Annotated in this window: 20 protein-coding genes; 4 read left to right on the top strand and 16 right to left on the bottom strand. The window is 68.8% G+C overall.

What is annotated here, in order from left to right; genetic code table 11:
* Position 1: 1 nt before the first annotated feature.
* The 8 genes from ACWER9_RS00165 to mptB all read right to left on the bottom strand — a co-directional run bounded on the left by ACWER9_RS00165 (position 2) and on the right by mptB (position 6,899).
* On the bottom strand, positions 2 to 256 hold the full coding sequence (locus ACWER9_RS00165; protein WP_088989350.1) for a hypothetical protein: 255 nt from the start codon (positions 254 to 256) through the stop codon (positions 2 to 4).
* A gap of 59 nt (positions 257 to 315) precedes the next feature.
* Positions 316 to 744 carry a hypothetical protein gene (locus ACWER9_RS00160; protein WP_452299682.1) on the bottom strand — a complete coding sequence of 143 codons (429 nt, stop codon included), beginning with the start codon at positions 742 to 744 and terminating at the stop codon, positions 316 to 318.
* Positions 745 to 761: 17 nt separating this feature from the next.
* Positions 762 to 1,931, bottom strand: coding sequence for a hypothetical protein (locus tag ACWER9_RS00155; protein WP_452299681.1), 1,170 nt, complete (start codon positions 1,929 to 1,931; stop codon positions 762 to 764).
* Positions 1,932 to 1,968: 37 nt separating this feature from the next.
* Positions 1,969 to 2,910 (bottom strand): hypothetical protein, encoded by a 942-nt coding sequence (locus ACWER9_RS00150; protein ID WP_452299680.1) that lies wholly within the window; start codon positions 2,908 to 2,910, stop codon positions 1,969 to 1,971.
* A 448-nt stretch (positions 2,911 to 3,358) separates the two neighbouring features.
* A complete protein-coding gene (locus tag ACWER9_RS00145; protein ID WP_452299679.1) occupies positions 3,359 to 3,730 on the bottom strand; it encodes a barstar family protein in 372 nt (123 codons plus the stop codon).
* Positions 3,731 to 3,763: 33 nt separating this feature from the next.
* Positions 3,764 to 4,213 (bottom strand): ribonuclease domain-containing protein, encoded by a 450-nt coding sequence (locus ACWER9_RS00140; RefSeq protein ID WP_452299678.1) that lies wholly within the window; start codon positions 4,211 to 4,213, stop codon positions 3,764 to 3,766.
* A gap of 65 nt (positions 4,214 to 4,278) precedes the next feature.
* Positions 4,279 to 5,499 (bottom strand): glycosyltransferase 87 family protein, encoded by a 1,221-nt coding sequence (locus ACWER9_RS00135; RefSeq protein ID WP_452299677.1) that lies wholly within the window; start codon positions 5,497 to 5,499, stop codon positions 4,279 to 4,281.
* On the bottom strand, positions 5,496 to 6,899 hold the full coding sequence (gene mptB, locus ACWER9_RS00130; protein WP_452299676.1) for a polyprenol phosphomannose-dependent alpha 1,6 mannosyltransferase MptB: 1,404 nt from the start codon (positions 6,897 to 6,899) through the stop codon (positions 5,496 to 5,498). Before mptB ends, ACWER9_RS00135 begins: the two co-directional genes overlap by 4 nt.
* A 186-nt stretch (positions 6,900 to 7,085) precedes the next feature.
* Between mptB and ACWER9_RS00125 the strand changes: the two genes are divergently transcribed.
* Positions 7,086 to 7,925, top strand: a complete 840-nt coding sequence (locus tag ACWER9_RS00125) for a hypothetical protein (protein WP_452299675.1) — start codon at positions 7,086 to 7,088, stop codon at positions 7,923 to 7,925.
* 56 nt (positions 7,926 to 7,981) lie between these two features.
* Here the strand turns inward: ACWER9_RS00125 and ACWER9_RS00120 are convergent, their stop codons facing one another.
* From ACWER9_RS00120 to pglY, 5 genes are all read right to left on the bottom strand, one after another.
* Positions 7,982 to 8,932 (bottom strand): DUF559 domain-containing protein, encoded by a 951-nt coding sequence (locus tag ACWER9_RS00120; protein ID WP_452299674.1) that lies wholly within the window; start codon positions 8,930 to 8,932, stop codon positions 7,982 to 7,984.
* A gap of 127 nt (positions 8,933 to 9,059) precedes the next feature.
* Positions 9,060 to 11,183 carry a DEAD/DEAH box helicase gene (locus ACWER9_RS00115; protein ID WP_452299673.1) on the bottom strand — a complete coding sequence of 708 codons (2,124 nt, stop codon included), beginning with the start codon at positions 11,181 to 11,183 and terminating at the stop codon, positions 9,060 to 9,062.
* 14 nt (positions 11,184 to 11,197) lie between these two features.
* Positions 11,198 to 12,478, bottom strand: coding sequence for a BREX system ATP-binding protein BrxD (brxD, locus tag ACWER9_RS00110; protein WP_452299672.1), 1,281 nt, complete (start codon positions 12,476 to 12,478; stop codon positions 11,198 to 11,200).
* A gap of 29 nt (positions 12,479 to 12,507) precedes the next feature.
* Entirely contained in the window at positions 12,508 to 15,249 is a 2,742-nt protein-coding gene (gene pglZ, locus ACWER9_RS00105; RefSeq protein ID WP_452299671.1) for a BREX-2 system phosphatase PglZ, read from the bottom strand.
* Entirely contained in the window at positions 15,246 to 18,947 is a 3,702-nt protein-coding gene (pglY, locus tag ACWER9_RS00100) for a BREX-2 system ATPase PglY (protein ID WP_452299670.1), read from the bottom strand. The genes pglZ and pglY overlap by 4 nt, the downstream gene beginning before the upstream one ends.
* 299 nt (positions 18,948 to 19,246) lie before the next feature.
* Here pglY and ACWER9_RS00095 point away from each other — a divergent pair, with 299 nt between their 5' ends.
* Genes ACWER9_RS00095 through ACWER9_RS00085 form a run of 3 tightly spaced genes read left to right on the top strand, consistent with a single transcriptional unit; the run spans position 19,247 to position 22,709 of the window.
* Positions 19,247 to 21,232 (top strand): GmrSD restriction endonuclease domain-containing protein, encoded by a 1,986-nt coding sequence (locus tag ACWER9_RS00095; RefSeq protein ID WP_452299669.1) that lies wholly within the window; start codon positions 19,247 to 19,249, stop codon positions 21,230 to 21,232.
* Positions 21,233 to 21,243: 11 nt separating this feature from the next.
* Positions 21,244 to 22,431 (top strand): hypothetical protein, encoded by a 1,188-nt coding sequence (locus ACWER9_RS00090; RefSeq protein ID WP_452299668.1) that lies wholly within the window; start codon positions 21,244 to 21,246, stop codon positions 22,429 to 22,431.
* Between the two features lie 11 nt (positions 22,432 to 22,442).
* Positions 22,443 to 22,709 (top strand): DUF7662 domain-containing protein, encoded by a 267-nt coding sequence (locus tag ACWER9_RS00085; protein ID WP_452299667.1) that lies wholly within the window; start codon positions 22,443 to 22,445, stop codon positions 22,707 to 22,709.
* A gap of 55 nt (positions 22,710 to 22,764) precedes the next feature.
* On the opposite strand, the gene ACWER9_RS00080 is transcribed toward ACWER9_RS00085, so the two are convergent.
* From ACWER9_RS00080 to ACWER9_RS00070, 3 genes are all read right to left on the bottom strand, one after another.
* The gene (locus ACWER9_RS00080) at positions 22,765 to 23,451 is read right to left on the bottom strand and encodes a hypothetical protein (protein WP_452299666.1); all 687 of its coding nucleotides are present in this window, start codon (positions 23,449 to 23,451) and stop codon (positions 22,765 to 22,767) included.
* 88 nt (positions 23,452 to 23,539) lie between these two features.
* Complete coding sequence (locus ACWER9_RS00075) at positions 23,540 to 24,229, bottom strand: DUF6642 family protein (RefSeq protein ID WP_452299665.1); 690 nt, start codon at positions 24,227 to 24,229, stop codon at positions 23,540 to 23,542.
* Between the two features lie 379 nt (positions 24,230 to 24,608).
* Positions 24,609 to 25,547 carry a hypothetical protein gene (locus tag ACWER9_RS00070; RefSeq protein ID WP_452299664.1) on the bottom strand — a complete coding sequence of 313 codons (939 nt, stop codon included), beginning with the start codon at positions 25,545 to 25,547 and terminating at the stop codon, positions 24,609 to 24,611.
* Positions 25,548 to 25,583 lie beyond the last annotated feature (36 nt).

Raw genomic sequence — 25,583 nt, 5'->3', positions numbered from 1 at the left:
GTCAGAACCGCCCGTCCAGGTGCTCGGCGAGGCGGGCCAGCGCGAGGTCGGCGAGCGCGTCGGCGTCGAGGGCGCCGCCGGCCGCGACCACCTCGATCTCCACCGGGAAGTGGTACGCGATGACCGCCCGGTCGTCCTCGGCCACCTGCTCGGCCTCGGCCTCGCTGCCGGCCGCCGGCAGCACCAGCTCACCCGCGTGCACCAGGGCCAGCCCGGTACGGGTGACCCGGGCGGCACGGCCAGCACCGGTCGCCATCTGCTACCTCCGGTCAGTCGTCGTCGGCGGGTTGTCGTCGGTGTGCCGTCGGTGGCCGGTCAGGGCAGCACGGACGCGTCGCCGGTCTTCGGGTCGACCGAGGCGGCAAGGCTGAAGCCGCTGAAGGTCGCCGCCGGCGCGCCGGAGATGGTGGCGGTGGTCGGTGTGGCGCTGGTGATCAGGCAGTCCCGCAGCACGAACGACGAGAACGACCAGTCGTCGCCGGTGTGCTCAAGCAACGCGATGTCGAACAGTTCGCCGTCCAGGGCCAGCTTGGTGAGCCGGCCGGCGACGTCCCCGATCGCCTTGACGGTCATGGTGAAGTTCATCGAGACCGGCGCGTGGATGGCACCCAGGTGGGTCACCTCGCACGAGTGCAGCGCCTCGATGTTGAGCGAGAAGGACGGGCTGAACGAGTCGATCGGGCTGATCAGCACCGTCTCGGTGCCCTTGGTGTACTGCACCGCGAGGCGGGTCTTCCACTCCATGGTCTGGTTCCTCCGGGTCAGAACTTGGCCACGAGCGTGACCAGCAGGCGGCTCACGGCCGGGCCGTAGGTGACGGTGACGACCAGATCGACGGTGCGGTCGGCCCGGGCGGCGGTGACGATCGAGGTGTCGGTGGCGGTACGCGCGACCTCGGGGATGGCGAGGATGTCCAGCACCGGGATCTCGACGCGGTAGTCGTCGATCACCGTCTGCCGCTTGAGCGGGCCGAGGATGCCGTCCACCTGGGTCTTCAGCAGCGTCATGCCCGGCTTGGTGATCCGTGCGTCGCCGACCAGGCCGATCAGGCCGGCGCGCAGCATGAACTCGATCTGGTCGAGGGTGCGCACCAGGTCGACGTGCAGCAGGCTCGCGTCGGTGGTGAACAGCCGCCCGTCGGCGAAGTGCAGGCTCTCCCCGGTGATCAACGTCGGGTCGATGATCGGCGTCAGGTTGGCCTCGGCGAGCCCCTTGATCTCCGCCGGGCTGTACTGCTTGGCCACCGGGATGGCGACCCCGCGGATCTTCTTCAGGACGATGCTGTGGTGCACCGGCAGCCCGGCCACGGCCGCCATGGCGGCGGTGGCCGCGTCACCGTCCGCGCCCCGCGCGGCGATCATGACCATCCGGCTGGTGCTGCTCTTGAGCGGGTTCGCGGCGGTGGTGATGTCCGCGACGTAGCTGGGGCCCTTCTCGGTGGCCGGGTTGACCATGGCGAAGCCGATCCGCCGCTGACCGGCCGCGGACATCGTCTCGACGTGCGCCTTGAGCGCGTGCAGCCCGGTGGGCGGGCTCGCCCCGGCCGGGTTGCCTACGCCCGACTCGTTGGCCAGCGACACCATTGTCACGTCGTCGGCCGCCTCCAGGCCGCTCAGGGCGGCGGCGTAGTCGTCGCCGGCGACCTTCACCCCGTACACCTTGGCCGGGCGCGGGTCCTGGAGGAACGCCAACTCCAGCGAGTTGTAGAGGGCGTTGCGGACCACGTTGCCGCTCTGCCGGCGGGCGAAGTTGGTGACCGCGTCGTCGAGGGTCTCGATCCGCACCGGCGTGTTCGCCGGCGCGGAACCACCGTCGGCGGTGGACGGCGCCTTGCCCACGACCGCGATGACACCCGGCGAGCGCTGGGCCAGCGGCGCCGGTGGCGGCACGATCCGGACCTCGATGTACGGGAATGCTGCTGTCGGTGCCACGGGTCCTCCCGGACGAAGTTGCTACTGGTCTGAGTTCTCAGGTCGAGACGGCGGCGAGCCCGATGCCGCTGCGGGCGAGCCACTGGCCGGCCCTCGCGAACCGGGCGGCCCGCTTCTGCGCGTCGGTGCCGGTCTCACCGCCGGGCCAGCCGTCGTCGTCGAACGTCTCGACCGGAACGACCCAGACGGCGACCACCCGGTGCCGCCGTCGTACGTCGTCCGGTGCGGGCACGTCCAGACCGAGTTCCTCCGCGCGGGCCCGCACCAGGCGGGTCTCGACCAGCAGGTCGGCAAGCGAGAAACCCTTGTCGCGGACCAACACCGCGGCGGCGAACGGCAGTGGGCGCGGGGTGGGTGGGGCGGCCGACGGCACGGCGTAACGCAGCTTCACGGTGGCCCCGGCGGCCTGCCCGCGCATCCGGGTCACCAGATCGCCGGCGTTCGCGGCGCCGACACCTGCGAGCAGCCGGTCCAGGTGGTCGTCCGTGAACGCGGCCGGCTGGTGCAGCCCGGCCCGCAGCCGGGTCACCAGCCGGGTGCGCCGCTCGGCCTCCAGTTGGGCCGGGTCGGCCGGCAACGCGCCCAGGTCGGCGACGATCTGCGGGTCGACGTCGAAGGCGGGCACCGCCACGTCGAGGTCCTCGACCCGGTCCCGGGCGGCGCTGGTCCGCACCACCAGGCTGCCGCGCCACAGGGCGTCGATACGCAGCGCCGAACCGCCCAGGCCGTGCAGGCGTACGCGCAGTTCGGTGCGGGCGGTGCCGCCGGGGCCCAGCCACTCCCCCTCGGCCACCGTGACGGGTGCGGCCGCGAAGCCGAGGGTCAGCTCGTCGAAGACCGCCGCGTACGGCGGCGCGACAGGCATCGCCTCCGTGTCGTACGCGGCCTCGACCAGGTGCGCCAGCGACGCGTCATCGAAGAGCGCGGCGCGGGTGCCCGGATCGGCCAACCGCACCAGCACCCCGTCGACGAAGTCCACCGCACGGCCTCCCCGCTGCCCGCGCCGGTGCACCCTGCCCGGCTCGGCACGAGGATCGCGAAAGGCCCGTCACCCGAGCGTCACCACCACCGTCACCGCGCCCGCACGCAGGCCGGACTGTCGGGAACTGAGCACCCACACAGCCCTGCGGCCACACTCGGTTGAGTGCCTTTGCCCGACGCCTGCCCTCGATCGGACGCGCGAACGGTAGACGTGGCACCGACCGGAACGGCGGAGGCCCAACCGAATCGGCTCAGGCCAGGCAGGCGGCGCGCGCCGAACGGTGCGCGGCCGGGCGGGCCGGGCCGGCGCCTGCCACTCCGGAGAGCGATATACCCCAGAGTCATATACATACCTGTGAGTCATAGGGCTCAACGAGGTAAGTGCCTCCAGCGGCCGTCACCCATGGTGAGATTCCGTCCGCCCTGGCGCGCTACCCGCGGCCCGATCAACGGTCACGGGGTGGGGCCCCGGTGAAGACGACGCGTAGCGGGTGCGCAGCGCTGGCGGCGAGGTCACCGAGCACGGTGAGCAGCAGGCCGAACTGATCGTTCGGCTCGTCAACGAGCAGCTGCCCGGCGTCGGTGATCAGCAGGGTGAGCGGACCGGTGTCGAGCCGGTCGCGGAGCACGTCGGCGAGGGCGTCCCAGGTGTCCCCCAGGTAGACCGGTAGGGCGAGCGCGGCGGCGAGCGCGGCGAACAACCCGGCCCTGGTCCGGGTCGTCGCGCCGGCAAGCACCACCGCGCCGGGCACGTCGAGGGTGTCGTCGCGGCGGACGGTCAGCCAGTCGGGCGTCCGACCCGCGTCCTCGTCGGCCATCACGTGCCTCCTGCTGCGAAACTGCGGGGCCGGTCAGAGCCGGTAGAAGTCGGTGTAGTGGTTGGGCGAGAACCAGGTCACCCCGGTGCTGCGGTTCACCACGATGCGGTACGCGTCCCGGGCGGCACCCTGGGTGCGCGGATAGACGTCGTACTCGTTGTAGGTGGCGTTCGTGGGCAGTTGACCCTCGTAGTTGTAGAACTGGCCGCCGGCGAAGTTGGACTTGCCGCCGCTCCAGGAGTACCAGCCGCGGCTGGTCGGGAAACCCTTCGCGGCCCAGCCCGACCGGGCGGTGCGGGCGTCGGCACAGCGGCTCATGGTGCAGGAGCTGTAGACCGCCGCCGAGGCGGAGTCGGTCAGTCGGGGCGACACCACGGACGGGCCGACCAGCGCCGCGGCGACCATGGCGAGGAGCAGGGCGAGGGTGGTGGTACGCCGGCGGATCGCGCCGAGCGTGACCGGCGGGGACACGAGGGTGGACACAGGCTGCCTCCAGACCATCCAGTGCATCGATCTGCGTGATTGTAAGATCGTGCCCAGTCTCGCCTCTAGCGGCCGACGCCAACACCCCCCGCCACCTCAACTGCTCCACAATGCTCGGTGAACCCCGGGTGATCCGCCCGCACATCGACCCGCCCGACCGGGAGCAGCGCGAGCATGCCGAGGCTGACCCACACGTACGCGTTCGCGCCCACGAACCCCACCGGCCCGGCCGACCCGTTGGCGAAGACCCAGACCAGCCCACTGCACAGCACCACGTAGCAGGCGACGCCGGCACGCGCCCGACGACGGGCCGTCGGGTCGGCCGGCGGCCACGGCAGCGTGGACGCGGCGAGCACCACGAGCCCCGGCACCAGCCACACCAGGTGGTGTACCCAGGTGACCGGGCTGACCAGGCACGCGGTGACACCGGTCAGCGCGAAGCCGGCCCGTTCGTCGCCGTCACGCACCGCCCGGCGTACCCGTACCGCCCACACCGCCAGCACGACGACGACCAGCAGCAGCCACAGCCGCCGGTCCGGGTGCGCCGGGTCGAGCCGGGCAACCAGGCCGAGCAGCGACTGGTTCGACACGTACGCCAACTCGCCGACCCGGTCGGTGTCCCACAGCGCCTCGGTGAAGAACGTGCGACTGGCGTCCGGCGCGAACACCGCCGCGACCACCGTGGCACCGACGGCGGTGCCGATGGCGGTGGCGGCGGCCCGCCAGCGCCCGGTGACGAGCAGATAGCCGACGAAGACCGCCGGGGTGAGCTTGATCGCGGCGGCCAGCCCCACCCCCACTCCGGCCAGCCGACTGCCCCGCTCCAGCAACCACAGGTCCAGGTAGACGAGCGCCACCAGCACCAGATTGACCTGCCCGAAGCTGACCGTGTCCCGTACCGGGTTGAGCCCGGCGAGCAGACAGCAGGCCAACGCGAGCGCGTACCAGCGGGTCCACCCGTGCCGCCGGACCAACGGGTCCACCAGCAGGTGCAGCAGGAACGCGGTGGCCAGCGCGGTGAGCAGCAGGTTCGCCACGATCGTCGGGTACCAGGCCAGCGCGGCCATCGGCAGCATGCTGAACGCGGCGAACGGTGGATAGGTGAACCCGTACCCGTTGCCGGTGGTCCACCCGTAGAGGTCGCCGCCGCGTACCCAGTGTCCGACCGCGCCGTGGTAGACGCCGACGTCGAACCAGCCCCGGTGTCCGGGCAGCACCGCGATCGCCACCGCGAGCACGGTGACCAGGCCGAGCACCGTCACCACCCGCCGCCGACCCGCGTTCATCGGGCCACCTGCACCGGGGCGGGTGGTACCAGCAGGCGTAGCCAACCGACCGCGAGCAACCCCACCAGCACCCCGGCGGCGGCCAGCCACGCCTGCGCCAGATTCGGACCGAAGCCACTGGGCAGCGCCACGAACGCGAGCACCACCGCGCCCACCGCCGCCGCCGGCCGGGCCCGCCCGTGCGCCGCCGCCGCGATCAGCACCAGACCCCACAGCGCGTACCAGGGCCGGGTCGCCGGGCCGAGCAGGGCCACCGCCACCAACACCAACCCCAGCGCGTACGCCGGGCCGAGCCGCCGCCGGTGCCACCACACCCCGACCGCCACGGTCAGGACGGCGGCCACGCCCAGCGCCAGGCAGAACCGCATCGGGGCGTCACCCAGGTGCAGACCGCTGCGCCCGGCCGCGCGTGACGCCACCCGACCCAGCGCGCTGGAGATCGACCAGCTGTGGCGGTACACCGGTGTGCCGAGCGCGCCGACCCACCCGTACCCGATGCCGGTGACCCAGGTGACCCCGGCGGCGGTGCCCAGCGCGAACCCGGCGGTGCGCGCCACCGAGGTCGGCAGCCCGCGGTGGCGCGCGGCGAGCGACACGACCACCAGCAGCCCGACCACCGCCGGCACCTTGACCAGCGCGGCGAGGGTGACCAGCACGGTGGCCGCGCCGTGGCGGTGCTCGAAGGCGAGACTGAGCCCGGCGACCAGCAGCCCCAGCATCACCGCCTCGTTGTGCGCGCCCGCGACGAGGTGCAGCGGTACGAGCGGGTTGAGCACGCCCAGCCAGAGCGCGGCGGCCGGGTCGACGCCGCAGTGCCGGGCCAACCGGGGCAGGTAGGCCACCAGCAGCGCCACCCCGGCCAGCGCCACCAGCCGCAGACCGAGCACGCCGAGCACCAGCTTGCCGCCGGTCGCCCCGGTCACCACCGCCGCCACCGCGAGGAACACCGGCCCGTACGGCGCGGGGGTCTGCTGCCACATCTGCGGCACCTCACCGGCCAACGCACCGCCCAACTGGGCCACCCCGTGCCGGTACACGTCCATGTCGGCGAGGACCATCGCCCCCTGCGCCAGGTAGCTGTACGCGTCCCGGCTGAACAGCGGCGGCGCCAGAAGCAACGGTCCCGCCCAGCAGAGCAGGGTGAGCGCGGCGGACCGACGGTCGACGACCTCGTCGGCGGCGTGCCGGTGCCGGCCCGCCCACCACCAGGCGGCGACGAGCAGGGTCAGACCGGCGTACCCGCAGAGCAGCCCCGGCCCCGCGAGCTGCCGCAACGCGCTCCACCAGGCGGCGTGCGCGCCGACGGGGAGCGCGCCGGCGGCCAGGCCGGCGCAGGACAGCAGGGTGGCACCGACGCCCCCGAGCAGCCGGTACGCGACGACGGTCGGCAGTGTGCGCACCCGGGCAGGATGTCGTCCACGCCTGACCGCCACACGACGCCCGGACGATCAGCAGGCGACGGTGCGATGTCGCACCGGCTTCGTCGTCGGCGGTGGTCCCGGCCCGGCCCGCAACGGCGTGGCTACGGGCATATCGGGCACTCGTTGCTAGCGTGACATGCTGATCCGTGACCGTGGAGGGGTGCCATGACGGACGCCCCCGACGGGAGACCGAGGCCCGCGGAGCAGTGGCGGCACCGGGGCGTACGAGGGGTGACGATCGCCCGCGACGCCGGTGTACGCGGCTGGCGGTGGTGGGCACGCACCTGGGATCGACTGGTCGCCGCGCTCCAGGACGAGGCGCCCGTCGGATCCGCCGCCGCCCCGTCGCCGTCGGGTCCACTCGTCGAACAACGCGACGCACCCCGGCTCATCGCGGTCCCGGCACGCGGGTACGTGTACTCGTTCTACATCCGCGCCACGTTCGCCTGGTCGTCACCGGCAAGCCTGCGCTCCGAGGTGCTCAGCTGGTACGTGCAGTACTTCCAGGCCACCGCGATCCAGCGGCTGACCCGTCTCGCCGCCGATGCCGCCCGGGACCTGCCCCCGCACCGGGCCGGCGACCTGGAGGTGGCGTTGCAACACGCGCTGGCCGAGGATCCCCTGTGGCACTACCAACGGGGCGACATCACGCTGACCTGCCGCCCCGACGCCACCGTACGACTCGACGAACGGATCATGCCGGCGCTCCAGCCGCACGTCGACCGGCTGGTCAAGCTGGAGTACCAGTTCGAGGAGCAGATGCGAAAGGCCCGCTACGCCGACCAGTTGAGCCGCAAGTGGGCGACGATCCTGAGCGTCCACGCCGACGTCGACGCGGACCTGGCCGACGCCCGCGACCACATGCTGACGGCAAACCGAGAAGCCGCAAGATGGATAGCCGAACTCCTCCACCGCCAACCCCCACCCCCACCCCCACCCACCTCAACCCCGCCCCCACCCACCTCACCCCCGCCCTCGCCCCCGCCCTCGCCCCCGCCCCCATGATCAAGTGATGGAAAGTAGGTTCTGGGGCCCTGGGGGACCTATTTCTCATCACTTGATCATGATCGGCCTGCGCGGTTGGCGAGAATGGCCAGGGTCTCCTGGCGGACTTGGACCGGGTCCACGGTGAGGCGGCGGTGCGTGAAGCGGACGACGAGGATGCCGACGGAGGCGAGCAGGGCGTCGCGGCGGAGGTCGATCTCGCGTTCGGTGGGGTCGCCGTGGCTGGTCGCCCCGTCCAGCTCGATGTTGACCCGCTCCGCCTCGGCGAACATGTCGAGATACATCGTCCGGGAGCCCACCCGCACCCGCGCCTGCCGAATGAACGTCGGCATCCCCGACCCGGTGAAGACGCGGTCGTGGCCCCAGATCTCCAACGGGCTGCGGCAACCAGCGTCGAGCCGGTCCAGCAAGTCGCCGAGTGCCCCACGATCGGGCATCCGGGGCACCGAGGCAAGCGCGGCGACGAGGCGCTGCGGTGTGGTCAGTCGGTCGTTGACCGCACGGATGAGCAGACTCGATCGGTCGACCGGTGACAACAGTGGCCACGAGTCCACCAGGGCCCGGTCGAGCCGAGTGACCGGCAACCCTCCCCGAGTCACCACCTGCGGCGGCGCGATCACCAGATCGGAGCGGTGGGCTACCACGAGGTGCGGCCGATCACGCAGGCCCGACCCTCGCGGCACGTCGAGATGGACCGGCTCGCTCGCCGGCTGTCGGCGTAGGCCCCACACGTCGAGCGCGGTCAGGCGACTCAGCACCCCACGCCCGTCGGCGTACGCCAGCACGGCGCGTCGGGCGACGTCCCGGTCGACACGGGCCAGCGTCGGTCGGTCGGCGGTGGCGTGACGGATCAGCGTGGCGTCGCCGTAGACCCCGGGCAACAGCCGCACGAGCCGGCCCGCTCGCTCGGCGCTCTGGATGGTCCAGGCTGGTGCCGCCCGCAGCATGTCCCGTCGAGTGACCAGCCCATGGCCACGAACAAGGAGGGCTTGCAACCTCGGGTCCACGGTCCGACTCTTTCCCGGGGTGTTCCTGAGCACTGCCCACGCCGAGGCCGCTGTGGACAGCGAAAGCACCTGTGGACAACCGCCCGAGGCGTCTTCGATTGTGATACGTAGGGCGCGAGGGAGCGGCCTAGTAATGGGGAAGGTGGGTCATCTGCATGGACTCGGCGAGAACTGCCTGCGCCGCCGGAATGTCCGCCAGTCGGGAGGCCAGGGTGGCGACGGCGAGCCGCTCGGGCAGGGCGGCACTGAACTTGAGACCGGCGAGCGCCTTGTCGGACACATCAGGGAGGCAGATTCGGTCGGCTGCCTCTGCCATGGCCTGTCGCACCATGGCGCGGTCCACATCTGGCCGGAGTCGAATGGAAGCGTCGTCGTACCGTTGGCCCGGATCGGCAAGTTCGCTGAGCGTGGCGATCAGAGTGGCATTAGCGCGAAAGCCTGCCCAGGTCCACCAACGCACCTCACCGTCGCTGTCCCTGACCAACACCGGGCCAGCGGGATGGACGACAGGGGCAGCGTCGTCCCGTAGGTCAGCAAGTCTACTCTTCGCCCGACCGGTGAGGGCGACCGGCGGGTCGGCACCGAGCAGCACATCCCGCATTGCCCGAACCATCCGGAACGACAGTCCCTGTGGCGATCCGTCGGTCATCCAGAGGGCCTTTCCACCGCTCTCGGCCGGCTCGACGAAGCAGCGTTGACGCTTCCAGTCTACATAGGTGACGCGCCAACTTCGGCCAGCGAGCAGCAACAGCCGGGGGCCGAGCACCTTGGCGGTCAGCAGAGCGGGATCGGTCCGGCCGATCTCGGTACGACCAGCCAGCACGGTGAACTGCGGTGGCGCGGTGAACACCGCCAGCATGTCCATGAAGTGCCGATGCCCGAAACGCAGTTCAGCTTCTGGCCCGATGAAGAGCATCCCGGAGTCGACATCGAGAAAACCACACCTGACGAGGTGACGAACGATCACGTCCGCACTCTTGTCGAACGGCGTCAGGCCATTCCACTCTTGCGACCAGAGGTTGTCACCGATCCGGTGCTGTTGGAGTGCGAGCGCCAGCATCTGCTGGGCCACGATGTGTCGCGGCTCAGGTGGGGGTACGACCTCTTCGACCCAACCTTGTGCCCAGAGATTCAGCAATCCAGCGGCGTGCAGCAGGCCTTCCCCATCCAGGGCGAGGAAGAGGCAGTTGCGGCTGCTGCCAGGACGCCGACCCGTACGGCCGATCCTCTGCAGGAATGCGGCGACGCTACGTGGGGCGTTGATCTGGATGACACGGTCCAGGTCACCCACGTCGATGCCGAGCTCCAGGGTGCTGGTGGCGACGATGACGCAGTCCCGCTCCTGCGCAAAGGCCTCCTCGGCCCGGCGCCGCTCATCGACCGAGAGCGACGCGTGGGAGAGGAAGGTCGTCACATTGAGGGCACGCAGCCGTTGGCCAAGATCCTCCACCAGGGCCCGAGAATCGCAGAAGACCAAGCGCTTCTGCCCGTGGTGCAGTGCCGCAATGACCTTGGCCGCGTTGTGCACGGACCCGACATAGTCCAGCTCCACCTCACCAGACGGACGCGGCGCCGACGTCGCCGGATGACGATCGGGCGCCACCACAGATGCGGACCGCTCGCCGCGGCCCGAGCCCTGCAACCAGGCCAACAACTCGTCCGGGTTGCCGACAGTTGCGGAGAGCCCGATCCGCTGTAACGGTCGTCCCGCCACCCGGCCGAGGCGTTCCAACACGGCCAGCAGGTGCCAACCTCGGTCATCTCCGGCGAAGGCGTGAACCTCGTCGACCACGACCGCCTGAAGGTGGCCGAGGAACACATCGTGGTCGACGGCACCGCTGACCAACATCGACTCCAGGGACTCCGGAGTGGTCAACAGAATGTCGGGCCTCCCGCGGAGGATCGCACGGCGCCGACCCATCGTCACATCGCCATGCCAGAGCGCTGCCCGGCGCCCGAGCCATGCCGCGTAGCTCTCCAGCCGGGGCAGGAGATTGTTGAGCAGCGCCTTCAGTGGGCAGATGTAGAGGACGGAGGTGCCCGACCAATTCTCCTGCGCCATCCGTGAGAGCAGCGGGAACACCGCGGCCTCGGTCTTACCGCCGGCAGTGGGTGCCAGCAGAAGTGCGTCCTCGCCGGCCAAGAGTGGTTGCACGGCGGCTTGTTGCAACGGTCGTAATGCCGGCCACTGCAACGAGTTGACGATGTGATGCAGTACGACCGGATGCAGCCCCTCGGCATCGCTCGCCATGATTTCGACGTCCTTCAGAGCTCGATCGAGATCTCGTCGGCGCTTGTGGCGTTTCGCTCCACCTCTGTCATCTCGGCACTGGACAGGGTGAGCGCATAGTGCTGCCGAGGGTCGAACTCTGGGAACTGGTCCACCCGGTCGAGCACCTCCCCCACAAGTTTCTTGAGAAACAGCCGCGGCGCCACTCCGACCTTGCCGCCGAGACCACCAGCGACCGCTCGTGACAGCTCACCGAGATACCTATCATCGACAAGCGTGGACACCCGCTCAGGCGAGGCAGATCCGTCGGCGTAGAGATCGCGCACCCGACCGCCGAGTTCCACGAGGGAGTCGACGGTGAAACCCGGCAGTCGGATCTGCACGGCACGGGGATTGTCGAAACGTGGATCAGTGTTGAAGTCCACGGCGAGGCGCTGTGCCAGTGGCGCGAGCCGTTGGACGCCCTGCGGACCGTCGTAGAATGCTGGCGTGCCGGTAATGACCAGATAGAGACCCGGAAATCGTCCGGAGTGCACTTCGTCAATAAGTTGCCGGAGTGCGTTGAGCGCCTTGTCCCGGGCGTCCGACCTGACGCGTTGCAGCGTCTCCACCTCGTCGAGCACCAGCAACAGACCCGGGTGCCCACTGTCGCGGAGCACAGCCAGCAGACCTTGCAGGAAGCTGAGTGCCGCGAAGTGGTCGAGATCGCCCCGTACCCCGGCTGCCCGACGGGCGGCGGCCGCGACGTGCGGCTGCCCGCCGAGCCAGGCGAGCACGGCATCCGCGGTCGCCGCATCGCCCCGGGCGGTAGCAGCCCGGTAGCCGCGCAACGCGGCAGCGAAAGCGGGAGCGCTCCGACTTACCAGGGCCAGCCGCTGGTCGAGCAGAGTCTCGACAGCGGCGTCGAGAGCATCACTGTCATCGGCAGCGACCTGCCCTGCCACCAGGACGTCCTCTTCCAGCGCGTAAAACCAACCGTCCACTATGGGACGGAGTGCGCTGGGCGGGAACGTCGAGGTGGTGAGTCGCTCGCTGAGCCGACGGTAGACGGTCTCCAGCTTGTGTAAGGGCGTCTCGTTCTCGGATATCTGCACCTCGGCGACGGCGAGGTTCGCCTGTTTTGCCCGCTCGGCAATCCATCGGGCAAAGAACGTCTTGCCGGAGCCGTACTCACCACGAACTGCCTTGAAGACGGAACTGCCGGTGGCGACACTGTCCAGGTCATCACCGATGGCCCCGGCGAAGCGGTCCAGTCCTACTGCGAAGAGATCCAGCCCGGCCGACGGCACGGCACCGCGCCGCAGCGCGTCGATCACCTCGCGGCGTCGCGCCGGGCTGACCGTCGTCACGCTGCCCCTCCTCGGACGCGGAACTGCTCCTGGAGCAGTTGGAGGTCCAGCCGGACTGTCCGACCGTTGTCGGTGAGCGACAACACCGGATAGTTGTCCACGTTGAAGATCCGTTGCAAGGTGGTGGCGAAGCCGACCGCACGCACCGGCGCCTCGCCGGCCCGCTGCGCCAGAACCGCAACAGGCAGCACGCCCTTGGCGTCGACAAGTGCTCGCAGCGCCGCCTGAATCTTCTTCAGCTCCACCCGGCGCGGCGTCAGACTGTGCTGCGCCTCGAACAGTTCGGTGGCCAGCACCGCCGCAACCAGATCGGCGTCGCCGGCTGGTGACGCTGCCTGCGGCTCGGCTGCCACTTCCGGTACCTCGAAGAGCGCGTCCTCAGCGAGGGCGGGTGCCTTGCGGCGTGGCTTCGGTGCGTTGGTCGGCCGTGCCAGAGCGCTCGGCTTCGAGGCGGCCGGGCCTGTCTGCCACCACTCCGGGGTGCGCTCCTCGACAGGGGTCCAGCCCGCCGGTGGGTCGGTCACGTTGGGCAGTAGGTAGGCCAGCAACGGGATCGTCACCTCGGCCAGCGACGCGCCGCCGTGGTAACCCGCCCGGCTCGGACAGTGCCGCAGCAGGGGATCCCACAGCGCGATGATGCGATTCTCCCCCGAGATGACTCTCGGACCGGTCAGTTCCACCTCACCCGGGCCTGCCGGGCCAGCCCCGATCCGGTGTCGGGCGGACGCGGCGTCCGGCGTCTTGAGGTGCTGACCCCCACGCTCGAGGATGTGGCCGTGGTCGCTGGTGACGATGACGGCCCGACCGGTTCGACGAGCCTGGTCGAGCAGGCTGCGCAGGAAGCCGAGATCATCAAGTTGCCACCCGGCTTCGTCGCCCTCGCGGCCGTGGGTCAGCGAGTCATCAACCGTGTTGATCACAACGGCCACCACGGGAGCGGAACTCGCCACCGCATCGGTCAACTCCGTGGCGATGACCTCGCCCGCACCGCCGCGCGCCGGGCCCTTGTGGAAGATTCGAGAGCCTCGACCCCATCGCCCCTCGGCGAAGAGCCTCCGCTCAAGGTCTTGATTCCCCGAACGCAGTGCCCCGGCGAAGAGCGACGTGCGGGACACCGCCGTAAGAGTGGGCAGCGCCGCAACGATTCCCCGACGCCGGGCCGATCCCGATCCTGCGAGCGGGTCGTACTCCACCCAGTGCGGGGCCAACTCGTCTGCGAGCTGCACCGCGATCGCGGCGCTCATTCCGTCGAGCACGGCGAGCAGCACGGAGCGGCCGGCACGGATCAGCGGATCGACCACGCGCGGCAGGAGATTCTCGACGGTGAGCAGGTCACCGTCGCCTCCCGGCCCAGCGGTGGCCCACGCTGCGAGCCGGCCGGCGAACGCACCGTCGAGGTCACGCCGCCGCTGCTGTGCCAGCTCATGGATCTCCCGGTACGCCCGCTGCAGCCGCGGATGGGTCTCCTCGCCAGCCCAGACGTGGTTGAGCGCCCGATCCACCCAGCCCCACTCGGCGATCTGCCGGTCCACACCGTCCGCGACGCTCTGCGGAGGCACCACTGTCGTGCCGAGCCACCGCACCAGCCGGTGGGCCATCCGGGCTCGGCTCACCCGTTCGGCCTCGGCATCAGCGAGTCGATGCCCGGCGAGGTGCTCGACCGCCAGGTCAAGTTCCGTGTTCGCGGGGTTCCGCAGGCCGGCGAGCAGGGCTTCGGCCGTGACACCGAGGCGGTTTGCGAAGCCGGTCCGGAGGATCGGACTGTGGCCCGCGCTGCTGGCCGCGGAGAACTGGATGAGGAACTCCTCCGCTCGGTCGAGGATGGCATGGCCGTCCCGGCGAACCGCCGCCCGCGGCGCGTTCAACAGCGCGGTGACCACCTGCACGGCCGCGGCCGCGAAGCTACGCACGGTGTCATCGTCGTTGAGGTTGCCGAAGTACTGGTCGATGCGCCCCTGAGCCCGCACCGCGTCGGCGCTCTCGGTGCTCCAGAGCGCATCGCAGACCAGGCCCAGCGGCAGCGCGTCGGTGCCGTGCCCGGCATCGACAAGCGCGAAGAGAGCCTTCGCCGGCCGGCCGAACTGTTCCAGCAGCCAGCGTGCGAGCCCGTTCCGCTCGGCCTCCCGTAGCAGTCCATACGCCTCGACGGCGCCTGGCTCGGCACTCCACCGGAGCAGCGCTGTCACGTCCAGGTCGTCCGGGCCGATGCCCTGCCGGTCGAGACCGAGCCGCACCGCCGCGAGGTGCCGCAGAGCCATGTCGCGGGTCAGCACCGATGTGGCCAGCCTCGGCCAGCCGCCCGGTGGCATGGCGTCGAGCAACGCCTCACCGGCCCAGGCCTCGCGTTCCAACGCGGTGTCGGGCAACTGCGCGCCGAACGCATCGACGACCAGGTCCCAGGGTTTCACGGTGAGGACGCGCTGACGGAAAACCCGGCTACGGACGCCGTGGTGCAGCACCGACTCCGGAACGTCGGTCAGCAGGACGAGAATCTCCTCATCACGGTCGGCGACGAGGTTCTCCCACACGGCCAGTGGGGAGACGCACGGCACTACCCGAACCGGGCGTCCGTCCGGCAACAGCACCGTCCGGTCATGCGGCCAGGCCGGCTCCGCCCGGATCACCATCACCGGGTACGCGTCGCCGTTACGGTGCCGTTCGAGCTGCTGCGCCACCTTCTGTCGCAGCGCCACGGGGCTGATCCGCAGCGCCTGGGCCGGGGCAGGTGCCTGAGTCACGAAACGATTCTCCAGGTGACCTCGATGGTCGCGTCCGGGTGGGCGGCTACGTACTGGCGAAGTTCGTTCACCGCATCCTCGGAGAGCCCAGCCGAAACGACAGCCTTACCCCCGATGGGACGGGGCGGCGGGGGCGGCGGCAGTGGAGGCAGCGGCGGCGGCTTCGTAGCACGCCGGATGAGCGCCACCGCATCAGACTGTGCGCGCCGAAGAGCCGGGCTCAGCGGAGCGGTCAACTCGTCGGCCTGGCCGACGCGGCGCAGCTCGGCGAGGATCGCAGACGCCTCCCCGGCGTACGGCTCGCCGAGGCCAGCGATGATCTCGAAGTTGTCCCACGCCGTGCTGGCCAATTCGGCCGATACCTGTGCGGCGCTTTTGATGCTCCGTCCGACCCTGTCGGCCGGGCCGGCGAGCTCCGCCCGAGCCAACCGCTCGATGGTCTCCACCGCCGTACGCCCGGTCGCCAGCCGCTCCAGCAGGTCGGCGGCCGCGCGGGCGGTGGCGAGCCGACCTGACAGAGACGCCTGGTCGATACCCAGCCATTTATCGTGCTGCTCGAGCCGGGCGGTCAGACCGTGCGCTGCTTCCCGATACCGCCCGCCCTCGTTGCTGAGGTCGCGACCAAACATCGCGACCAGCCGGCCCCGCCGCAGATTCAGGTTGTGCACACCGAAGATCGCCCCGGCTCGAACCCGCGCCTCCGCCCAGTCGTCCTCGCTCGGCAGCCGTTCCTCGCGCAGAACGTGGTCAATAGTGATCTTGCCTGGCTCGGGACTGGGTGTGACTGCGCTTCCGTGCAGGTGGAAGGCGCGGTCGGTCTGCTCTGCGAAGGTGGCCACAACAAGCTGCGCCACGATCGGGTCGAGGCCCCGTGGGTTGGGTTGGTCGATCCACCCCAGGAGGTCGGCCACGCGTAGCTCACCGGTGACACCCTCAGCGGCCGCCTTGTGGTGGAAATGCTGGGACCACTGACCCTCGACGACGAAGGCCGCCTCATGCATCGTGCCGAGTCCGAGCGGGTTGGCGATCCGGCGCATGGTCTGGCGGTGCGCCCGCTCGACCTCGACGCGTCCCTCCGGCGACTCGACCGCCCGCCGGACGTGGTCCAGTACAACCTTCACGTCGGGCAGACGCACAGGCTCGCCCTTGCGGTCCGGGTCGAAGTCTGGATGGGCGGGGAACTGTTGGCTGAGCATCTGATCGCCGAGACTGCGCAGCGCGTCAGCGAACGTGGCGCCCATCGGCAGTCTCGGCTCCAACGCACGGGTGAGCGACTGCAGGTGATCATCGAATCCAAGCTGCACGTCCGAGGGTTGCTTGCCCGCCAGCCCGTACGCCTGGCGCAGCACCGCCTGCATCTTGTTCAGCAGCGCGCTGCGCTGGTTGGTCAGTGCCGCGTGCGCCCGTCGGCGGTCGTCGGGGTTGAGGTGCCCGGCGTGGCTGTCGAAGCGCTGGCCCTCCAGCAGCTTGTCGATGATGGCGAGCTTTCCCAGCTCGGTGCGGCGCTCGATGGTCAGAGCGGCCGGGATCCAGCAGACCGTGCGCGGGCTCATCCGGCCACTCAGCTCTTGGACCCGCTGCCGGTCATCGGCAGGTCCGTGACTGCCGTCGTCGAACGGATAGTCGACGATCAGACGCCAGCCGGTCGGATCGTTCGGGGGAAACGCCTCGTCCCGGATGTCGTGCGGGTCGCGGACATTGCCATACACGAGCTCGATCGTGCGGCGACTCCCGCGCCAGTTCAACCCAGCCTCGGCGAAGAACGAGTCGCTCCACGGCACTCCGAGTTGCTGCCAGAGCAGTCGCTGGACGAGGTGCTTGCGAGCACCTTCGTTGTCGTACTGCTTGGCCGTGGCGAGCACGCTGTCGACGTCGACGCCGACCATCTCCAGCGACACGACCGGGTCGTCGCCGTCACCGATGCGAATCTCGGCGAACCGGGGAGCCCAGTCAGCAAGCTTCCGGCTGACCTGGGCGACCTCACCACCCGGGATCGGGCTCGTGATGCTGCCGTGGTTGAGCGCGGAGAGCCGGCGAGCGGTGAGATTGCGCAGTGCCGGGACGCTTGGCGCCAACGCAGCCAGCAGCAGTGTTTTGATCAAGCGATCGTCGCCGGTGAAGGCGCGGATCCGTCCCGCTGTCTCGGTCGGCTGGGTCTCGCCCCGCCGGGCCGCGTCCAGATCGTCATCGGTGAGGTCGTACTGGCTGAGCAGGTAGGGACGCAGCTTCAGGTCGTAGAGCTTCTGGGCCATCTCGAACTCGGCCTTGAGCTTCTCGGTGAAGGGCTGGTCGCCCCCGGTGCTGATGACGTCGTAGAGGTCACCCAGGGGCACCAGCTGACCCAGACGCAGGGTGTCCCGCCGGTCGACCAGCAGCTGGCGCATGAGCTTCAACGCCGTCCGGGAACGCTGCAACGCGCTGGAGACGTGCACCAGCGTAGAGAGGAATGCCGGACTGAACGGGTACGTCGACCGGAAGGCATCGATGTCAGCGCCACTGCCCGAGTCGGTGCCGAGCAGGGTGTCGAACACCTCCCGGCGTACCTTGGTAGTGGCGTCGAAGGCCCGGATGATGGCCTCGCCGGCTGCGGTGTCGCGGGGTTTGAGCAGCCGACGGCGGGCGATCTCCGGAAGGTTGCGGTCCTCCAACTTGATGACGTCGAACCGGCCGCTGGCCAGGTTGAGGGTGTCCTGATAGCTCAGCTCGTTGGCGCCGGTGACCTCCTCGCCGACCAACTCGCGCAGGTCGCGCTGCCGGGCGATGAAGCTGACCACCGGAATCGGCCTGCGGGTGTCGCCGCCCTCGACGAAGTTGGTGATCTTCTGGATTTCCCGGGAGACGAACTGCTGGTCGCCGATCGAGTTGGCCAGCCAGAGAATCAGCTCGTCGAGGAAGAGGATCAGCCCGTGGTAGCCAAGCTCCTTGGCGTGCCGGCTGATCTCGGTCAGGCCCCGGTCGAGCGAGACGAACGCTTCGGCGTCCTCCCGAGCGTTACTGAAGAACCCGACATTCCAGCTGGTCAGCAGGTCGTTGACCAGCTTGCGGCGCAGTTCGTCGGAGTACGTGCCGCCGAACGCCTCATCGAGGCGCTCCGGCGTCCAGAACGTCTCGCTGTCGCCCCACTCGTCTTCGGCGTCTCCGCCGGGCAGGCCGTCGATGAACTGCTTGTCGCCGATCTTCTCCCGCAACGAGGCGGCCTGCTCCAGCAGCGCGTCAGTGCGGTGCACCGCCGGGATGGGTGCGTCCGGGTGCAGCGCGCGGACCCGGTCGACATAGCCGCCGAGCACCCGCTGCTCCAACGACCGTGCGTCGAGCAGGTGGTACGGAATGAGTAGGAACTTGCGACCGTCCAGCCAGACGCTGTGCTTCGCCACCAGCGGGGCCAGCTCGTCGCGGCCGCGGGCGGCCGACTCGCCGCGCAGCAGCGCGTGCAGCACCGCCATGAAGTGCGACTTACCAGAGCCGAAGGAGCCGTGCAGGTACGCCGCCTTGGAGGCGTGCCCCTCGACAGCCGAGCGAATCAGCCCGAGCGCCTCGTCGAAGTTGCCGAGAAGACGCTCTGTAACCACGTAATCGCGCAGGGTCACGTCAGCGTCGGCGACGCTGTCGGCGAGCTTGAGCACGAAGTCACTCGTGCTCGTACGCTCCGGAATGTCGATGAAATCCCGAAGCAGCGGCGCGGGGCTGGGCGAAGACATGGTGCTCACCGTACCGATCAACGACCTGGCGCATGGAGCAGGCAGGGCGGATCCGCCCTGCAGAAGAGCCCATTGGACCAGGCTGAACGATTCAGACGTCCCAGCCGTCCCTCGATTTCGAGAGACAGTTCGCCCGAGAGTGGGGTGGACAGCGCAATCGCGGCAGGGTAGGAAACATCGAACCCTTTCGGAGAGTCGCCCTGCATCACCCCAGGGGACCGGGAGTAGCTACACGGGTTCACCATGCGGGGAACTGGCTGGCCTGCACCCAAGTCCGGCCACGACGAAGAGGGCTGTGCATGCACGTAGACAGGATCGACCGGTCCATCGGTGAACTCATCGACCAGATTTCCAACGCCGAGATCCTGCTGCCAGAGATCCAGCGGGAATATGTCTGGAAGCCGACACAGGTCGCGAAACTGATGGACTCGATCTACCGCGGCTACCCCTTCGGCTCGTTGCTGTTCTGGGAAACCGATGACACCCCGCAAACTCGCGAAATGTCCGTGAGCGGTGCCGAGGTCAGCCCGCTCCGCCCTCCTCTTTTCCTCCTCGACGGGCAACAGAGGTTGACTTCGCTACACCGGGTCTTCAACGACCATCCGGAGGCCCAGGTGGTCTTCAATGTCGAGACCCAGAAGTTCCAGAACCAGAGCGCGGCCACCCAGCGCGACCCCAAGTGGATCAAGGTGGCGGACGTGCTCGACCCGAAGGCCAGCATGCTGCGGCTCACCAAACAGCTACTCGACGCGGGTTCCACTTTGCCCGACCACGACATTGAGGACCGCCTCAGCCAGATCAAGCGGCTGCGAGACCGACGCTTTGTGATGGAGGTGCTCAAGGGCTTCCCGTATGACGAGGTTGCCGAGATCTTCGTGCGGGTCAACAGTGGCGGTCGACGACTCGGCACACTCGACCTGGCCATGGCGACTCTCTCCACCCGCTGGACGGGCGTACTGGCCCGGCTGAAGGACGAGGCGCAGTACTGGGCGCAGCGCGGTTACGCCGACGTCGATGTCAACTTCCTCTCCCGAGCCCTGGCCGGGGTGGTGCTCGGGCGAGGACTTTCGATCTGGTCGCACAGCCGGCTACGGCAGACGGAGGATGTGGAGCTCGAACGGGGCTGGGAGATTGTCAAACGGGGTCTTCGGCGGCTGGTCCCGCTGCTCCAGGCGAATCTGGCGCTCACCCGCTCCGACCCGCTCCCCTCCATGGTTGTTCTCATTCCGCTAGTCGTTCTGCTCGGCGAGCGGGGCGAGGAGCCGATCGACCGGACGACCACCGACGGCATCGTCTACTGGCTACTCCTTGCCACGATCCAGACCCGCTACAGCATCTCCACGGACACCAAGTTGAGTCAGGACATCCGGGCTGTCCGCCAGCCGGACCCCGTCCGGGCACTGCTTGAGGGGCTCGACGTGGAGCACTCGCGTGCCGAGGTGACCGATCGTGCGCTGCGAGGCCGCACGAAGGAAAGCCCGTACTTCTTTCTCAGCCTCTTGGTCTCGCTGGCCAACGGCGCCCGGGACTGGTGGTACGGCACGGAGATCCTGCCCGGGCACGATGACGGGCGGAAACTCGAGCACCACCATATCCATCCGCCCACGACGCTCGATGATCGGTTCGACAAGGGGGTCGTGAACGACCTCGCCAATCTGGTCTTCATCTCGACGAAAGCCAACAAACAGATCAACGGCAGGAGCCCCGCCGAGTACTTCCCGACACTGGAAGTAGAGGAACTCAGAGCGCACTGCGTGCCTTTGGAAGAGCCCCTACGCGACGCAGACGGTTATGCGCGCTTCCTGGTCGAGCGGCGCCGCACGTTGGCGGACGCGATGAACGTCCTGCTCGATCGGTTCCGGCCGGAGTTCCTGGACGAGGTGCCAGCTGGGCCTGCCGACCCGAACGCAGGCCTTTCACTGGACCTGGCGCTTTACGAGAGTCGCCGAGACGACGGACAAATGGTCTTCACCGCCACCGGCGACAGCATTTCCTGGGTGGGATCGGCCAGTGTAACCGAGCTGGAAGCCGCCATCGAGTCGGCTCGTATCGCCGGAATCGACAGCGACGTGACCATCGCGGGTGAATCCGTGCCCGTTCAGATGATGGAGGACTCGCTCCACGTTCCCATCGGCCCCTTCCTCGTGACCGGCACTCCTGAGGAGTGGCGTGCGGTGTTCGACCGTGAGCGACTCGCTTCGCAGCCCCTGTCGGCGGCTCCACCGCTGGCTCCGGCTGCATGGAGCGGCAACCGGATCGAGTTCCCCGTTACCAGCACCGATTGAGGGAAGGACGCATGACGCAGGCATGGATCGTCCGGGCGGGACGGGACGACAGCTATGAGGAGTTGGCCCTCAACAAGAATTTGATCGCGGTCGGATGGTCGGCAACCGGCGATCTCAGTGAGTCAACAACACTCACCGCCATCCGTCATCGGGTGCTGTCCGCCTACCCGTCGGTGGAGTACCAGGCGGCGGACGGATACGCCATCCAACTCCTCGCCTTCCGCGCCCGGATGGCCCCGGGCGACGTCGTGCTCCTGTTGCGCCGGTCGAGTCCAGATGTGGCACTCGGTCGAATCACTGGTGGCTACATGTTCCGGGAGGACCTCGTTGACGGGATCGCTCACGTCCGGTCGGTGACCTGGGCACGCACCGACCTGCCCCGCGCATCGGTAGAGCGGGAACTGCTCGCCCTGCCTACCCTGACCACCGTTTACCGCATCAACCAGGCAGAGACCGTCGCTCGCCTTCAGCGGCTTGCGGGCGACCCGCAACCCATACCTGACGCGGTCGTCATGGCGCCTGAGGTGGTCACCCCAGCCCGACCGGACGAAATGTCCGAACCCTTCGCCAACCTCCAACGCAACCTGAACTACGCCCGCAGTCTCGCCACCGCCGGCCAGCACCTGGCCCTGCTCAAGGTCGGCGCGTTCGAGATCTCGGATGTATTCCGCGCAGCCTGGGTGCAGAGCGTCGCAGCTCTGGACCACTGGGTACGCCAGGAGATCCGGGCCAGGATGCTCCGACTGGCGGCGCAGCCCGGCACCGAGAAGCCTCAGGCCTTCGCGGCCTTCCAGATCTCGCTGGGGCTGGTCGAACAGGTGCAGATGGGAAACGCCACCTTGGTCGACGCGCTCGACCAGCAATTGCGCGACCGTGGCCACCTGGTCTACCAACACCCGGACAAGATCCGGGACGGCTTTGCTTTGGTCGCCGATGTCAACGGATTGTGGAACAGGGTTGCCAAGGTACTCACCGAGCAGAGTGGCGACGGGGTCTCGTTCACCGGGGCCGAGGTGCGAGACCAACTGCGCCAGATCGTGCAGCGCCGCCACAAGATTGCCCACGAGTACGACGAGGATCCTGACGATCCCAGCAGGAAGCGTGCCATCGACGCGCCCACCGCCACCAAGACGATCGACTGGATCGAGCAGACCGCCGCAGCCATCCTCGTCGTCCTGGATACCCCGGCCGGAAGGTAGGACCGAGCGCTGTGGGCAAGTACGACCTACTGCGGGACCATCTCAGTCGACGGTCCAGCACGGTGGAGCTGAGTTTCGCCGAGGTGTCGGACTTGGTGCCCGGCGGCCTGCCGAACTCCGCCTACCGCTACCCCGCTTGGTGGAACAACAGTGACGCAACCCACTTACACTGCCGGGCGTGGGGTGACGCCGGGTTCGACGCGCACGCGGACATTCCCCGACAGCGGGTCCGCTTCGTACCGTGGCCTGAACCGGGCACGCGGGCGGGGCTTAGGTAATCGCCGGCCACGCGGTGCCCAGACGCTTGGCACGAGGTCGCGCCTACCTGCGGCCCTAACGTTCGTACCGCCAAATCTCGTGATCGAGTCTCGTGGGTGACACGTCGAGGATCACGGCCGCACGCTTGATGAGACACGCGGCCTCTACCGGCGGGACCCGCTTGCGCCCGAGGGCCCGGCCGACGAACCGGCAGATCATCCGGTCCGGCTTGACTCCGGGGAGGCCGGCCAACATGAGCAGGTAGTGCCAGGAGATGCCGGAGTGCTGCCCCGGCAGGGCCAGCCATACGCTCTTCACCCCAGCCTCATCCGGGCTGATTGCCGCCACCCGCAGGTCCTCCACCGTCTCCACTCCGGCCTGGAGCAGAGCCTGGGCCGCCCGGTGGACTGCCTCGGCCTTGCGCACCGCATTCGCGTGGGTCGACACGCGCTGCCGGTTCCGCACACGCTCCGCGAACCCGTCCGCCCCATGGAGCGTCTCGATGCATCGGAGCAGGTCCGACGCTCCGTCCCGGTCAGCGTCCCGGCCGTCTGCCAAGCGTACCTCCCGGTAGCGGCGCACGACGTTCTGCACCGCGCCGTACCGGACGCCCATTGACCAGATGGCATCAAGGATGCACAGTGCGAGGCTCTTGGGATAGCCGGACGGCGCCGGTCGCCAGGTTTCGGCGGGGCCGAGCACCTTGAGCACCTCGGCGGCCAGCAGATCGGCATCTCCCGGCTGGCAGTCCGTCTCATCCATTCGCTTTCCTCCCGGTCATCCAGCGCTGATCAGCGAAGTGCACCGGTACAACAACATCCAGGTCGATGTCGAGTCGGACGGGAGCATGTCACCGACGAGGAGCGCCGCTCTCCCGTGAGACCCCGTTGCGATACACCACCCGGAAGCCCAGGTGCCGAGCCAGCGGAGCCCAGCGCTCCGACTTCATCAGCTGCTCGATACCATTGATCTTGCTGCTGTTGACCAGCCGGTTAAGGACCACCGTCTCGAACGCGGCGGACTCGATCCAGTCGATATTCTTGGTGAACCCGCAGATCATCGCGGCTTTGGTTTCGCGCAGGAACTCGGCGAGTGTGGTGTCGGAGGCCCGCAGGGACGAGCAGCTCCCGAAGTACAACCGCTTTCCCTCACACCGACCGGACAGCCAGCTCGCGATCTCCGCCAGCCCCACTGAGTGGGTGTCGGAGAGCTGCAGTTTGGTGGGTGCGCCGTGCAGCGCGAAGAAGCCAACCTCGTAGGCCGCGTACTTCCTGGACAGCCACCGTTCGAGGAAGTACCGAAGCTCCTGCGGCGTGGCGGTATCCCGATGGATGTAGCGGAGCGCGCCGAGTCGCTCAAGCAGTTCCAGCGTCGGCAGCACCGATCCTCGCTCCTCAAGGTTATCGTGCCACTGACCCTCCACACAGAACACGCCACCCGGCTTTGCCACGTCGCAGTCGCCCCTCGCCCGTCGAAGCACCGACCCTAACAAGGCGATCAACAGATAGCGATTGATCGAAAAGTCAGTCGTGGCCGACATTGTGCTGAGCGGGATCAGTTCCAGGCAACCTCCCCCGGCAGCGCCCCCGAACGCCGCAACTTCAAGGCGCGCCAGTCGACCAGGGTGATGCTGAGCCGCCGAGCTACCTAAATACCGTCGCTCGCGGTGAAGACGACCTGCCGCCACCGGACATGCGGCAGACCGTGAACCTCCACCGCACATTGCCCGGGCGCCGCCTACGGTAGGACAACCTTCATGGATTCAGTCGTGCCCGGTGCTCGGTCAAACGGCGACGGCAGGGAACACGACGAGCGATCCGTCGCCACCTCGTTCGATCTCAATCGCCACGTCAACCTGTTGGCTTCCCACAGCCAGCCCGTCACCCCAGGCGCGCAGGCGGTACGCCGCCTTAAGCAGCTCATCGACCTCGCCCTACGTGAACGCCGCCTTCTTCGTTGATGCCGGGGAACGCCTTCGTCAACACGCCCAGTTCCAGCGGGCCGTCGGGTAGCGCCACGAGCGCCTGTTGCCACTTCGTCAGCCGACGCTTGGTTCCCTCGATCGCCGTGTTGATCGCGTACGAGGAGGAATCCAGCCCCAGTGACAGGCCGACGCGGCCCTGGTCGAGGAGGACCGACGTCGCCTTGTCGATGGCGTCGCGGCATCCGTCCAACGCGTTGCGTTCTCCTTCCAGGCTGTCTTCGTGCAGCTGCTCCAGGAGGTCGGTGATTCGCTCGATGGCCTGCTGACGTTGGTGGTCGGCGTAGGCGCTGACGCCGACCGCGACGGCCATCAACACGAGTGGTGCAGCCACCGTCAATGCTCCGGCACCGGCCGCAGCCACACCCGCGGTGGCGGCTGAGCCGGTCGCCGCCCCGGCAACAGCGGTCTTGCCGGCAACGGGCACGAATGTGGCCTGGGCTGCGATGCCGGTCGAGTTGACCAGGGCGCTGTGAATGCCTCCTGCGGATGCCTTCGATGTCATGGGTCGGACGAGCCCCTTACCGACCTGCGCGGCGACCTTGGCCGGCACCACCATGCGGTAGAGCACGTCACCCGAGGTGGCGGCGTTCACCGTTCTGGGCACTGAGCTCGCGGTCTGCGTGACGAGGTGCGACAGCTGTTGAGCGAGCGGGCTTGTCGCGTGCAGCGGAATCCCGCTGGCCCGGTCGCGTCTGGTCGAGATCGGATAGGCCTCAAGCGTGGCGATGGGGGCAGCTGCGAGTGTCGCCAGGGCCGTTCTCAGCTCGGCGAGTCGGTCCGGCGTCATGCCATCCGCACGGAGCACGTCGGGCACGCTCACCGCCTCCGTGGCGAGCGTCCACACCGGTACGTGGGCCGCGTCAACAGTGGTCATGGCTTGTTCCCTCCCCAAACTGACGGCACCATCGCC

The sequence above is a fragment of the Micromonospora sp. NPDC003944 genome (genome assembly GCF_053605225.1).
This window is presented reverse-complemented; position numbering and strand designations above follow the sequence as displayed.